Origin of the sequence: Deinococcus betulae (assembly GCF_020166395.1) — a bacterium.
GTDB classification, from domain to species: domain Bacteria; phylum Deinococcota; class Deinococci; order Deinococcales; family Deinococcaceae; genus Deinococcus; species Deinococcus betulae.
This window is the reverse complement of sequence record NZ_JAIQXU010000019.1, coordinates 54006-67141: the sequence shown is the minus strand read 5'-3', so window position 1 is coordinate 67141 and position 13136 is coordinate 54006. Positions and strand designations below refer to the sequence as shown.

Below are 13136 nucleotides of genomic sequence, written 5' to 3'. Positions count from 1 at the left end.
GAGGTCACCTATGATGACACCCAATCCGCACACCCACAGGACGCGCCAGCAGGGCTTCACGCTGCTGGAGCTGCTGGTGATTATGGCTATCCTGGGCATTCTGTTTGGCCTCGGCGTCACCAGTTTCTCGAAGCTGCGCAATCCAGCGCGCGACACGGCCCGCACGGTGCATTCGGTGCTTTATCAACTCCGTGCTGACGCGGCTGCCAACACCCAGGCCCGGCGGATGGTTCTGGCCGCCAACGGTGACTTGCAGCTGCAGAGCGCCCTGAGCTGCGCTGAAACCGATCAGAGCAAATGGAATACGTACACGCTCAAAGTGGAATTGCCTGGTGGTACGCCAAGCCGCCCTGTCACCCTCAGTCGGCAAGGTGGAAACACGACGCCTAACGTCATTGTCTGCTATAGCCCCCGCGGCCTGGCCACTGTTGCCGGTCAACTGAATATCACCGATACAAAGGCCAACTACGCCGTACAGGTGGCGCTCAGCGGAGGAGTGAAAACCAGTGCGCAGTAACCAGTCCACTCAGGCCGGCTTCACGATCATCGAACTGTTGATTGCCCTGGCGATTCTGGGCATCGCCATGACGACGGTCATGAGCGCCCTGCTGGCCAACACCAGCCTCAACACCAAGATGGAGCGGCAGGCCAACGCGGTTCGCATCAGCGAGCAAACCTTGGAGGCTTACCGGCAACGAACCGATTACGCGGCGCTACAAAAAAATGACCTGTCAGACACGGTCACAATGAATGGCCAGAGCTATACGGTGGTCACTGACTTCTGCCCAAATGATCTGACGGAGGCCACCAAAACGGCCCTGCCCTGCAACAACACTTCGGTTTATATCCGTGTGGAGGTGAAATATGGCACGATCATTCTGCACCGCGCCGAAACGTACTTTACCCAGTTCGGCAATGAGTCCTGAGCAGCGTCAAGAGGGCTTCACCTTGACCGAACTGCTTGTGGGCATGAGCCTGTTGGCCGCTGTGATGATGATTGCCTTCTCGATGTTCCAGAGTAGCAACCAGCTGGTGGAGTCAGATACCAGCCGCATCATGGCGGCCCAGAACGCACAGACGGCCCTGGACATCATGACCAATGACCTTCGTCAAGCAGGCGAAAACCTAGCGTCTGTTCGGCTGCCGGTCTCTGGGGTCGAATTTGACAACGCTAATCAGAAATTAATTGTCCGCCGGGGCATCGCTCCCATGAGTGCAGCTCAGGTGGGCACAGCCACCGATCTGATCAGTCAGCGGCCACAGGCCCTGCGTGTATGCAAGGTCATCGACAACCGCGTACAAGTAATTGGCCCCACGCCGGCCGGTGATACTCCGTCGGGGTGCCTCTATAACGCGGGCGTCTCCGGTGATGACGTGCAGGTTCGGCCCTGGCGGGTCTTCTTTGCATCACAGGGAAATGCCTACCAGGCGGCCCTGCTGTACCGTCCCGCCGGGAATGGTCTGGCGGCAGCCTTTGCGCCTGTGGTGGTTCAGACGATCAGCGCTGTGTCGAACAATGCTGACGCGACCAAGCGGGTGGTCGAGCTGGTGCTAGCAGGAAACGTGCCTGCTGGGTTTTCCAGCACCAACAACAGCCGGATTATTCTGATTGACCAGCGCCGGTACTGGGTGGCTGACAATCAGTTGAAGCTGGCAGTGGCAGGCGAGAAAGACGCAGACGCGCAGACGGTGGCCTTCGATATAGACAGCCTGACTTTAAGCGCCACGGTGACAAACTCAGGTACCCCGGTTAACTCGCTGGCCATAGACGGCCCCTGGAACCGCGTCAAGACCATCGTGGCTGCCCTGAAGGCGCGCAATCCCAGCCAGGGTAAAGCCAACACCCGCACCTTCCAGTCGACGATTTATCCCCGCAATGTCGCCAGCGAGTCGCGTTAATGAAACTGCGCGCCGCAAAGGAGTTCTCCCTGTGATCCCTGATTCTCCTGTTCGCTCCGTCGCCGCCCCTGACCGGCAGCAAGGGTTCTCACTGGTGCTGGCTCTCAGCCTGGTATCCCTTCTGAGCATCATGCTGATTACCTACTCGCTGCTGACAGTCAACAACGCGAGAACCTCCAGCGCGACGTCGCGCGGAAGTGCCGGCTTCTACGCTGCCGAAGCGGCACTGAACGCCCGTGCCGATAACATTCGTACTCTCTTCAAGAGTTTCCGGACGCCTGGAGGTGAGTCGCCGCTGCCAGCGGGCGCCTGTGTCGGCGCTAATCAGGGCACTGAAGACATGAAGTGCGAAGAAACCACAATCGCTGGCCGTAAGGTTCAGAGTTATGTGCAGCAGAGCGAAGACCCCTATTCCATCGTGGTGGCTTCAGGCGAGCGCTTCGCTGGTTTGACAGGTGAGGAGACACCCTACACCGTCCGCAGTCAGGCACTCAACGCTGCCGGGAACCCCGAAGCCCTGGCCAACATGACCTTTCGCAGCCGCGTGGTGCCGCTGTTTCAGTTCGCCGTATTCTTCGATAAAGACATGGAATTTGATAACACGGCGAAGCTGTCGTTCACTGGCCCTATTCATTCCAACGGCAACATTTTTCTGGACTCCGGAACAGGAACAGACACCTCTCTGACCCTTGAAGGACAGGTAACGTCGGCCTACGACATTTACCGCCGGCAGAAAAAGGACAACATCTGTCAGGGGTCAGTTTCGATTGCTGCCCAGGACACCAGTATGGTTGCCCTGCCGTGTAGTTCGGCCGTGGACACGCCTTACACCAACGACTATTACAAGGCTCGCTACGGCGGCACCGTTGAGTCGAACATTGGCGAACTGGACGTGCCCTCTATTGCGGCCTTGCAGCCCACTCCTTCGGCGGAATACTGGCAAAAGGCTGACGTCCGCATTGTGCTGAAGCGCAAGACGGCGGTGTCGTCAACCTTTACCAGTGCCAACTACGACGACTTCGAGCCTTATTTCGTGAGCTCGACTGGTCAGAAACTGAATGTTAACTGCGTTGACACTGCACCCAACCCAGTGGCTAAGTTGTTGACGCCGCCGCAAGTGGCTGTCAGTTACAGTGCGACCTTCCGGGATACCCGCGAAGCGCGTTACTGGGACAACTCGGCGCAGGGCAACAACTCGGCCCGCTCAACCAAGATCATGTTGGATGTGAATGTCCGCAAACTGCTCTCGTGCATTGAGAACAGCACCAATTCAAGTGTGCTGGGTGTTTCGGGCGGTCTGCAAAATGCCACTGAAGGCGGTCTAGTGATCTACATGACAGTAGATGACCGCGGCGCCGCCAACTCCACCGTGACCAGCAGCCTGCTGGCCGTGCCACTGACCAATGGCAGTAACGGCGCGATTGCCCAGTCTGACGCCCCGGTTGCCAACAACTACGGTGTTCGGCTGTGGAATGCTGATGTCCTGAAGGCCGAGAGCGGCGCCAGGCCCAAGGGGGTTACGTTCGTGACCGACCAGGCCGCTTATGTCCAGGGCGACTTTAACAAAGCTCTGCCTAGTAGCGTCGACTGGGTGCCGTCTGCGGTTCTGGCGGACAGTTTTAATATCGTGTCTGAAGCGTGGGAGGAGCCAGCTACTTTCTGGTTGAGTACTACTTGCGTTACCTTAAGTAGAGCCACCGCCATTTTGCCTCCTGTCGTGACTGTACCCACGACCTGCCCTGCAACGAGTGCAGCAGCAGCAGCCGTGACGACAGCTGTGAGTCGCACGCTCTACTCCGACGCTGTGAACATTGATGGCCTGACCTATTATGTTTATTCGACCCAGGGGGTTGCTGACCGTAAGGCTGGAGCCGGTCTCCTGAATAATAGTACGGGCCTTACGTCCACGCTGATTCCGAGCATGCCACTGGCAAATACGGGAAACAACATTCGGGTCGAGGGTGACCTGCTGTCAAAAATGCCCCTTACTTACCGCCAGGCGTCTGAAACTACCGTGAACACCGCTATTCTGGCGGGGACAGCTACCACCGTTGCTGAGCGTAAGATTTACGACAACCTTTCTTCGGACCTTCAAAGTGGCGGTGTTCACAACATGATGCGCTTTCACGAAGAATGGGGTGCCAACGGCGGCAACGCCAAAGGCATTCAGAAGTACAACTACCGCGGTTCGCTGGTCAGCCTGGATCAGCCGCAGCATGCCAAGGGCTCGTTCCAGGTGAACACGACTACGTACAACCCGCCTCTGCGCCAATGGAAGTTTGAAGAGAATTTCCGGCAGAGTTCCAAGCTGCCCCCTCTGACCCCCCGTTTTGTCTATATCAAGCAGGAAAACTTCACCCGCGACTTCGCGCAGTAAAGTCTTCACAGGAAGGCGCGCGGCTGCCCAGGGCAGCCGCGCGCCTTCCTCGTCTCGGTTACTTTCCCTCTTCCTCGTCGAAATACTCGAAGCGGTGGGTTCCGATCTCCACCGTATCGCCTTCGCGGGCGCCGGCGCGCTTCAGAGCGTTGTACAGGCCCTGGCGCTTAAACACACTGCCCAGATACTCGGACGCTTCTTCCAGATACCGCGAGAAGCGCACAATCCGCTCTTGAAAGCCGCCGCCATGAATGGTCCAGACCCGTTCAGGCTGCCCTGTAGACACAATGCCTACTCCACGCGCCGCTGGATCAATGCGGAACTCGATTCGCAGTGCTTCCTCGCGCACGGTGTCGGGCTCAATCTCCAGGGCATGTGTCTGCGCCCACAGCTCGCGGTCAGGGAGCATCTGAAAAATGGCCTCGCGCAGCTGGGCCTGCCCCTGGCCTTCCTTAGCGCTGACGTGGACGACCGGCAGACCAAACTGGACCAGTTCATCTTCGGCCATGACCGCCAGGTCCTCGTCGGTCAGTTCGACCTTGTTCAGCGCCACCAGGGCCACCTGCTCCAGCAAGCTGGGATCGTAGGCGTACAGCTCGGCCTGCAACTGGCGCAGCTCTTCAACGGGGTTGCGTGTCACGTCCAGGACGTAGACCAGCAGGCGCGTGCGGCTGATGTGCCGCAGGAACTCTAGCCCCAGGCCTTTCCCCTCACTGGCGCCCTCAATGATGCCGGGAATATCCGCCAGGGTGAAGCGCTCGTCCAGCGGCGTGCCCGCCTCATCCAGCCGGTCCACCACGCCCAGGATGGGAGAGAGGGTCGTAAACGGATAGTCAGCAATCGCCGGGTTGGCCCGTGACAGCGCCGCCAGCAGGCTGCTCTTGCCCGCATTGGGGTAGCCCACTAGGCCGACATCGGCAATCAGGCGCAGTTCCAGTCGCACGCGGCGCTTCTGGCCTGCCGTGCCCAGTTCGGCAAAGCGGGGCGCCTGCCGGGTGCTGCTGGTAAAGGTGCTGTTGCCGCGCCCGCCCGAGCCGCCGCGCGCAATTACCCGTTCCTCGCCCACCCGCACCAGGTCGGCAATCACACGGCCGCTGTCCTCGTCAAAGGCGGTGGTGCCCACAGGCACATCAATAAAGATGTCCTCGCCGTCGGACCCCTGGCGCAGGCGGCCCTCGCCGTACGCGCCGTTGGGCGCCTTGAACTTGCGGCGGCCCACCAGCCGTTCCAGGCTCTCGACGCCCTGGGTGGCCCGCAGAACGATACTGCCGCCCTTGCCGCCGTGCCCGCCGTCTGGGCCGCCTTTTTCCATGTACTTGGCCCGGTGAAACGACATGCTGCCGTCTCCGCCGTTGCCCGCCGCCACCTCAATATTCAGAACGTCACGAAATGCCATCGCGCTGTCCTCCCTGGGACCTGGGGCCCCGCCTGCTGCTGTGGAGCGTACCGCGCCGGACAGCAGGTGCAAAAAAGTCCCCCGCCCAGTGGACGGGCGGGGGAAACCACCAATGGACGGTTCAGTCAGCGGCGGCGGCAGTGGGCACTTCGATGGAGATGAAGCGGCCCTTGGTGCCACGGTTGGTGAACACGACCTTGCCGCCTTCCAGCGCAAACAGGGTGTGGTCACGGCCCATGCCCACATTGGGGCCGGCCTTGAACTTGGTGCCGCGCTGACGCACGAGGATGTTGCCGGCCAGCACCTGCTCGCCGCCGAACTTCTTCACGCCCAGGTACTTGGGCTGGCTGTCACGGCCGTTCTTGGACGAACCTACGCCTTTCTTGTGTGCCATGTCTGTCCTCCCTTAGCCCTTGATGCCCAGAATCTTGATGGCGGTGTAGTCCTGGCGGTGGCCGGTGCGGCGGCGGTACTGAATGCCGCTCTTGTACTTGCGGATGTAAATCTTGTCGCCGCGGCCGTGCTCCACCACTTCGGCGTTCACGGTGAACTGGCTGGCTGCCTCGCCAAAGACGGTGCTGTCGCCACCCACAAAAATGGGGGTCAGGTCAAGCTTGTCGCCCGCTTCGCCTTTCAGGCTTTCCACGCGCAGCACGTCGCCTTCCTGCACGCGGTACTGCTTGCCGCCGGTCTGAATGATTGCAAACATGGTCTTTCTCCTTCTGCCAGGCGTCCGGGAAACGCTGCCCCAGCCAGCTCTGACCACTTGTCGCGCCCCCGCCGCGTGGGCGGGTCACCAAGCTCGAACTGTACCACATGGGGGCGGTGCACGGTAGTCGGGAACGCCACCCATGTCCGGGGGGCAGAACGCGCCAGGACACAGGCAGAGCAGGCAACAGAGGACCACGCCGGCAAAGGGCGAGTACGGTCTGGGTTGCGCGGCTGTTCCCGTGTCTTTTTACGTGTCCTCGCGGTACACGTCGGCTCGCGGGGGGCGAGCGGGGCGTTTCTGACCTCCGGCGCTGACCCCTTGGACGGGGCAGCTGACCCTGACAGCCTAGCACGGAACCCTGGGCCAGCTAAGCCCGTAAGGAAGAGGGTGTTTACCCGAGTCCGAGCCGTCTGGCGTGACGCCCTGGCCCTGCTGTTTGCCCTGGGCGACCGCCGCACCCCTGCTGGCGCCAAACTGCTGGCCGCCCTGGCGCTGGGATACGCCTTGCTGCCGCTGGACCTGCTGCCTGACCTGACCCCAGTGCTGGGGCTGGCCGATGACGCGCTGGTGGTGCCGGGACTGCTGGCGCTGGCGGCACGGACCCTGCCAGGCGACGTGCTGAACAGGGCTAGAGAACGGAGCTTGCAGATGCAGCGCCGCCTGCCCTGGGTGGTTCCCGCATTAGTTCTGGTGCTCTTAATTGGGATGGTCTTGCTGGGATGGGCGTTTTGGCGGGCATTGGGAGCATAGGCTAAGCAGGGCAAAGTTGCTCGCGATTCCTAAAAAATGTGTGTATCTTCTCCAGTTGATGAAAAAGCACCTGATGTTGGTTCTGCTGGCCCCCCTGGCCCTGGCCTCCTGCAACCTGTTCAACACCCCCAAGCCCGTCACCGGCGTGAGCGGTACGGTGGTGGAAGGCACGCAGACCATTAACAGCACCACGGGCGATGTGACCCTGACCACCAAGGCCTGGAGCGGCGGCGCGGGTAAGGTCGTGGTGGACGTTGCCGACGGCAACACCAACAAACTGCTGACGGAAACGGCCCTAAGCGCGCAGGGTGCTTTTGTCCTGGGCACCCTGCCGGTCCCTCCTCTCAAGAAGCTCTCCTCCGTCACGCCTACAGGCTGCACGGATAGCGTCGTTGTGAGCGATAAGGACGTTCAGGGCAACGCCGCATCCTTCCGGGTGGACGCCGCCAATGACAGGGCAATTGAACTGATGAGCGTGAGTGGCAAAACGACCAACCTGGCGATTCTGACCTACGTTGACCGCAACGTGACCCAGAAGGGCAAGGTGGAATGCAAGGACACCGCTGGCAAAGTGACCTCGACGGCTGATGTGGACGTGCGCCTAGTCAAGGGCTGGAACTGGACGTATGTGAGCCTGACCCCGAGCACCAGCACGGCGGCGGCCTCCGCAACGATGCGCAACGGCACTCCGGCAGGTGCCCAGTGGGTCTTTATGACCGCTGCCACCACCGCCAGCCTCAAGGCCCACAGCCTCTTCTAAGCCCCGCTCCTCCCAGGCTCCCGGCCTCTATGGCGGGGGCTTTTTCTGTTTATACGGTTTGCACTGTCTGACAGTAGCCAGGTAGGCACCGTGTATGGCGCATTTCGCTTCAATTGGAGGCCGTAGGGGGTCTTTTAAGGCCGCTTTAACCGTCGGGCCTACACTGATCCCATGAGACTGCTGCTTGTGGAGGACGACGCCCGCATCGCGCAGCCCACCGCCGAGGTGCTGCGGGAAGCGGGCTACGCCGTCACCTGGGCGCAGACCGGTCCCGAAGGCTTGGAGCAGGCCGCACTGGGCGAGTTTCCGCTGGTGGTGCTGGACGTGATGCTGCCCGGTATAGATGGCTTTGCCGTGGCGCGTGAATTGCGGGAGCAGGGTGTGGACTCGGCCATTCTGTTTCTGACCGCGCGGGGCGAACTGGGGGACCGGGTCGAGGGCTTGGACCTGGGCGGGGACGCCTATCTGGTCAAACCCTTTGCCATGCCCGAATTGCTGGCCACCCTGCGCGCCCTGTCGCGCCGGGAGCGGGGGGACGGCGCGCCGCGCGTCTCGTTTGCCGGTGGGCGCGGGCTGCTGAACACGGTGGCCCGCACGGTGGCCTGGGACGGCCAGGAGGTCGCCGTGACGGGGCGCGAGTACGCCCTCCTCGAAACGCTGGCGCTGGCCCCCGACCGCTGGTTTACCCGCGAAGACCTGATTGACCGGGTGTGGGGCCCGACCTTCGAGGGTGAGGCGCGCATTGTGGACGTGTACGTGCGCTACGTGCGGCGCAAGCTGGCCCCCGAGGCCATCAGTTCCGAGCGGGGACGCGGCTACCGTGCCGAGCGCTGAGGCGCCGCTGTGCCAGTAACTGTGCCCCTGACGGCTGGGCGCCGGCCAGGCCTGACCCTGCGCGCCCGGCTGGCGCTGTGGGCCGCGCTGGCCACCGGTCTGGCGGTGGCCCTGGTGGCCGGTGGCCTGTACCTGTCGGTGAATGGCTTTCTGCGGCAGGCCCAGGAGCAGCGCCTCAGTAGCGCCTTAGAAGCGGTGCAGGGGCGAGTGGAAGGCCTGTTCCGCCCCCGTCCCCCCGAGGCCGGCGGGATGGAGGACCTCTTGCCCTCTCTTCTGGGAGTGACCACCATCTCGCAGAGCGACCTGGAACGCATTGCCCGCGACCTGAACGGCCAGGGGCTGAATCTGCGGGTGGTCAGCACACAGGGGGGACAGGTGCAGGCGGTGGGCACCCAGGCCTTTCCGGCGGGGGTGCCACTGACCTTATCGCCCGGCCTGCACCAGAGTGGCGACGGCGCCTTTTTGGTGCTGGTGCGGGACCTGCGCGGCGCGGCGCGGCTGCATATCTCGCTGGACGCGCGCGCCTTGGGCGACGCCCAGCGGGCTTTTGGCCGCGCCCTGACCCTGCTGCTGCCGCTGGCCCTGGCGCTGTCCCTGCTGGTGGGCTGGGTGGTCGCCGGGCGGCTGCTACGCCCGGTGCGCAGCCTGGAAACAGCGGCGCGCGCCGTGGGCGAAGGCGGCGACCTGCGCCGGCCCCTGCCAGGGGCGGGTCAGGGCGACGAGCTGGCCCGGCTGGCCCTGACCCTGCAAGGCTCGTTTGCCCGCCTGGCCGACGCCCGCGACCGCGAGCAGAGCTTTCTGCGCGCCGCCGCCCACGACCTGCGCTCGCCCCTGGCCGCCCTGACGGCCCGCGTGGAAGGCAGCCTGGCCCGTGACCGGGACGCCGCGCGTTACCGCCACGACCTGCAAGAAATCGGCACGGATATCGCCCGGCTGGCTACTCTGGCCAACCATCTGCTGCTGCTGGCACGCGACCCGGCGGCTGTGCAGCGCGCGCCGGTGCCGCTGCGTGACCTGGCCGCCGACGCTGTGGACCGCGCCCGCGAGCTGGACCCCCTGGCCGACGTGGACCTGGAGGCCTCCCAGGCAGTCACCGTGGCGGGTGACCGGGTGCTGCTGGGCCAGGCCATCTGGAACCTGACCACCAACGCGGTGCGCCATGCCCCCGGCGCGGCGGTCACGGTCTGCGTGGAAGCCCAGGCGGGCGGCGCCCTGGTTACCGTCCGGGATGACGGCCCCGGTGTGGACGCCGACACCCTGGCGAGGCTGGGCGAGGCCTTTTACCGCCCCGACGCCAGCCGCAACCTGGACACCGGCGGGCATGGCCTGGGGCTGGCGCTGGCGCGGCATGTGGCGGCGCTTCACGGCGGCCAGTTGACCCTGGTGAGTGCGCCGGGACAGGGCTTTGCGGCCCAGCTGCACCTGCCGGGTCAGGGGGCTGGGGCCACCGCTGGCCCTGAGGCCTAACAGCGGTCCTCTCCAGGCGCTTCAGCTTCTCTCGCCATGCTGGTCATCCCTACTGAGGCGAAGCTGAACCCACTTCGCTTATCTCAGGAGGTTCAGGGCAGGACCCAGGCCGATCCCACTCCGCTCTCCGGCAGGGCGGCGCCTTTTTGCTACCCTGACGGCCAATGAACACCGAAGACGGAGCGCGCTACAGCGCCGTGGTCCTGGGCGGCGGCGACCCCGGCGACCCGTTTGCGGCGGCGCACGGCGTCAGCGTCAAGCCGCTGATTCCGGTGGCCGGCGTGCCGATGGCCGAGCGGGTGCTGGCGGCCCTGCGGGGCAGCGGGCTGATTGGCCGGGTGGCTTACGTGGGCCCGACCACGCCCGCGCTGGACGCCCAGATTGACCTGCGCGTCACGGACCACGGCACCCTGCTGAGCAACCTGGAAGCGGGCGTCGAGGCGCTGCGCGGCGGCGTGGGCCTGGCGGCGGGTGAGCGTGTGCTGGTGGTCACGGCCGATATTCCGCTGCTGACGGCCGAGCAGGTGCGCGACGTGCTGCGCGCGGCCCCCACAGACGCCGGCCTGGTGTACCCGGTGGTCACCCGCCAGACCTGCGAGGCCGCCTTTCCCGGCGTCAAGCGCACCTATGCCCGCCTGAAAGACGGCACCTTCACGGGCGGCAACCTCTTTGTACTGGACCCGGCCCTGATCGGCGCGTTCCTGCCCCGGCTGCGCGAGGTGCTGGCCGCCCGCAAGGCGCCTCTGAAACTGGCCGCCCTGATTGGCCCCGGCGTGCTGCTGCGTCTGGTCACGGGCCGCCTGAGTGTGGCCGCCCTGGAGGGGCGGGTCTCGGCGCTGCTGGGGGTCAAGGCGCGCGCCCTGGTGACCCCCCACGCCGCCGTAGGCACCGACGTGGACAAAGGCAGCGACCTGGCCCTGGCCGAGGCCCACCTGGCCCGCCCACCCGGTTCCTGAACCGCGTCCCAATCCTGAGCTGACGGCTCGGTTTTGCCCGCCTGAACGTCAAAAAGAGGGTGGCCTGCGCCCTTGCGGCGCGCAGGCGGGGTGTGCATACTGTCCCCCATGCCTCACGTAATCGTAAGCCCCTGCGTCGGCGTCAAGGACCAGGCCTGCACCGAGGTGTGCCCGGTGGAATGCATCTACGACGGCGGTGACCAGTACCTCATTCACCCCGACGAGTGCATTGACTGCGGCGCGTGCGTGCCGGCCTGCCCGGTCAGCGCCATCTTTCCCGAAGAGGATGTCCCTGGCGGCGAGGAAGACTTTATCGTCAAGAACCGCGCCCATTTCGGCCTGTAAGCGCCGCTCCTCTGCTCACCCTCCTGCGCCACCCGGCGGGGAGGGATTTTTGTGGCCCTTGCCCGCCCCCGGCCCGCAGGGCTAGCATGGCAGCGCGGCGCCCTGCGCGCGGCCCTGAGGAGGTGATGACGTGACCCCAGACCTGTTTGCCCCCGACGGCGAACCGCCCAGTTTGTGCTGGCCTTCCTCTTTTCCCCTGTTTCTGGAGGTCGCGTCATGCGCCATACCCCCCCGAGGCCCCCATGCTGACGTACTACCGCAGCATCGGCGGCAAACTGACCACCACGGACGGCTACGTTGACGGCGGCTGGATTAACGCCGCGGCTCCCACCCCGGAGGAACTGGCCCGTATCAGCCGCGAGACCGGCCTGGACCTCGACTACCTGAGTTATCCGCTCGACCCTGACGAGCGCAGCCGCTTTGAGCGGGAAGACGGGCAGCTGCTCATCATCATGCAGACGAGTTACCGCCTGGCCGAGGACAGCGACATTCCCTATGACACGGTGCCGCTGGGCATTCTGCACACCGACCACTGCCTGGTGACCGTGTGTGCCCTGCCCGAAAACCCGGTGATAGGTGACGTGATCAGCGGGCTGGTGCGCCGGGTCAGCACTGTCAAGAAAAACCGCCTGACCCTGCAACTGTTTTTGCGCAACGCCCAGCGCTTTCTGATTGACGTGCGGCAGATCAACAAGCGCGTGGACGCCATTGAAGACAAGCTGGAAAACAGTCAGCAGAACCGCGAACTGCTGAACCTCCTGAAGCTGGAAAAGAGCCTGGTGTACTTCCTGACCGGTCTGAAGGCCAACGAGGCCATGATGGAACGGGTCAAGCGCGACCGCATCTTCGAGCTGTACGAGGAAGACCGTGACCTGTTAGACGACGTGTTGATTGAGAATCTGCAGGCCATCGAAATGGCCAGTATCGCCAGCAACATTCTGACCAGCATGGCGGGCGCCTTTGCCAGCGTGATTTCCAACAACGTCAATCAGGTGGTCAAGGTGCTGACCGTGACGACCATTCTGGTGGCCATTCCGACGCTGGTCACCAGCATCTTCGGGATGAATGTGCCGGTGCCCTTTGCCCAGAACCCCAACGGCATCTGGATCGTGCTGGCGCTGGCCCTGCTGCTGGCGGGCACTCTGGCCGGGATTTTTCACCGCCTCCGGGTGCTGTGATGGCCCTGCCTCTTCATCCCTCCTTCCAGAAGGTGCTGGCCGACGTGGAGCAGTTTGGCTGGCATGTGGTCATGGTGCCTGCAGATGCCGAGGGGCCAGGGTTCGCGTACACCATCGGGCTGACGGCGACATATGGTCATCCTGAACTGCTGATCTTCGGTCTCCCGCTGCCCACGATGCACGCCATCCTGAATGTCGCCGGCGAACTGGTGCGCGCTGGGCAGAAGTTTCAGGCGGGCACACGTTCTGACGCCATTCTGGAAGGCGCTGAGGTGCTGTTTGGGACCATTAGAGACCTGTATCAGGACGAGTATCTGGGCCAGGCGCAACGGTTCTCTGGGCAGCGGCGTGTGGCCGCCCTTCAGCTCATCTGGCCCAACCGCGCTGGGCAGTTTCCGGGCCTGGAGACCCCAGTTGACCCTGACATTCAGCCGCTGCTGGACCGGTAAAACAGGAGGCCTG

15 protein-coding genes are annotated in these 13136 nt (G+C 63.8%); 12 read left to right on the top strand and 3 right to left on the bottom strand.

Annotated features, from left to right (window positions below):
* The first annotated feature begins 10 nt into the window (after positions 1 to 10).
* Genes K7W42_RS14560 through K7W42_RS14545 form a run of 4 tightly spaced genes read left to right on the top strand, consistent with a single transcriptional unit; the run spans position 11 to position 4276 of the window.
* A complete protein-coding gene (locus K7W42_RS14560) occupies positions 11 to 517 on the top strand; it encodes a prepilin-type N-terminal cleavage/methylation domain-containing protein (protein ID WP_224575629.1) in 507 nt (168 codons plus the stop codon).
* Complete coding sequence (locus K7W42_RS14555) at positions 507 to 926, top strand: type II secretion system protein (RefSeq protein WP_224575628.1); 420 nt, start codon at positions 507 to 509, stop codon at positions 924 to 926. The genes K7W42_RS14560 and K7W42_RS14555 overlap by 11 nt, the downstream gene beginning before the upstream one ends.
* Positions 865 to 1899, top strand: a complete 1035-nt coding sequence (locus K7W42_RS14550; RefSeq protein WP_369411368.1) for a PilW family protein — start codon at positions 865 to 867, stop codon at positions 1897 to 1899. Before K7W42_RS14555 ends, K7W42_RS14550 begins: the two co-directional genes overlap by 62 nt.
* A gap of 31 nt (positions 1900 to 1930) precedes the next feature.
* Complete coding sequence (locus tag K7W42_RS14545) at positions 1931 to 4276, top strand: hypothetical protein (protein WP_224575615.1); 2346 nt, start codon at positions 1931 to 1933, stop codon at positions 4274 to 4276.
* 58 nt (positions 4277 to 4334) lie between these two features.
* On the opposite strand, the gene obgE is transcribed toward K7W42_RS14545, so the two are convergent.
* From obgE to rplU, 3 genes are all read right to left on the bottom strand, one after another.
* Complete coding sequence (obgE, locus tag K7W42_RS14540) at positions 4335 to 5672, bottom strand: GTPase ObgE (RefSeq protein WP_224575613.1); 1338 nt, start codon at positions 5670 to 5672, stop codon at positions 4335 to 4337.
* 121 nt (positions 5673 to 5793) lie between these two features.
* Positions 5794 to 6066, bottom strand: a complete 273-nt coding sequence (gene rpmA, locus K7W42_RS14535) for a 50S ribosomal protein L27 (protein WP_157460236.1) — start codon at positions 6064 to 6066, stop codon at positions 5794 to 5796.
* A gap of 12 nt (positions 6067 to 6078) precedes the next feature.
* Positions 6079 to 6381, bottom strand: coding sequence for a 50S ribosomal protein L21 (rplU, locus tag K7W42_RS14530; protein WP_157460237.1), 303 nt, complete (start codon positions 6379 to 6381; stop codon positions 6079 to 6081).
* A 390-nt stretch (positions 6382 to 6771) separates the two neighbouring features.
* Here rplU and K7W42_RS14525 point away from each other — a divergent pair, with 390 nt between their 5' ends.
* The 8 genes from K7W42_RS14525 to K7W42_RS14490 all read left to right on the top strand — a co-directional run bounded on the left by K7W42_RS14525 (position 6772) and on the right by K7W42_RS14490 (position 13123).
* Positions 6772 to 7134 (top strand): DUF1232 domain-containing protein, encoded by a 363-nt coding sequence (locus K7W42_RS14525; protein WP_224575611.1) that lies wholly within the window; start codon positions 6772 to 6774, stop codon positions 7132 to 7134.
* 58 nt (positions 7135 to 7192) lie between these two features.
* Positions 7193 to 7894 carry a hypothetical protein gene (locus K7W42_RS14520; protein WP_224575610.1) on the top strand — a complete coding sequence of 234 codons (702 nt, stop codon included), beginning with the start codon at positions 7193 to 7195 and terminating at the stop codon, positions 7892 to 7894.
* A 171-nt stretch (positions 7895 to 8065) separates the two neighbouring features.
* Positions 8066 to 8728, top strand: a complete 663-nt coding sequence (locus K7W42_RS14515) for a response regulator transcription factor (RefSeq protein WP_224575609.1) — start codon at positions 8066 to 8068, stop codon at positions 8726 to 8728.
* A 9-nt stretch (positions 8729 to 8737) separates the two neighbouring features.
* A complete protein-coding gene (locus tag K7W42_RS14510; protein ID WP_224575608.1) occupies positions 8738 to 10195 on the top strand; it encodes a sensor histidine kinase in 1458 nt (485 codons plus the stop codon).
* Between the two features lie 164 nt (positions 10196 to 10359).
* Positions 10360 to 11151 (top strand): nucleotidyltransferase family protein, encoded by a 792-nt coding sequence (locus K7W42_RS14505; RefSeq protein ID WP_224575607.1) that lies wholly within the window; start codon positions 10360 to 10362, stop codon positions 11149 to 11151.
* A gap of 108 nt (positions 11152 to 11259) precedes the next feature.
* Complete coding sequence (locus K7W42_RS14500; protein ID WP_157460242.1) at positions 11260 to 11496, top strand: ferredoxin; 237 nt, start codon at positions 11260 to 11262, stop codon at positions 11494 to 11496.
* A 242-nt stretch (positions 11497 to 11738) separates the two neighbouring features.
* Complete coding sequence (locus tag K7W42_RS14495) at positions 11739 to 12674, top strand: magnesium transporter CorA family protein (protein ID WP_157460243.1); 936 nt, start codon at positions 11739 to 11741, stop codon at positions 12672 to 12674.
* The gene (locus K7W42_RS14490; protein WP_224575606.1) at positions 12674 to 13123 is read left to right on the top strand and encodes a DUF4262 domain-containing protein; all 450 of its coding nucleotides are present in this window, start codon (positions 12674 to 12676) and stop codon (positions 13121 to 13123) included. The genes K7W42_RS14495 and K7W42_RS14490 overlap by 1 nt, the downstream gene beginning before the upstream one ends.
* Positions 13124 to 13136: the final 13 nt, after the last annotated feature.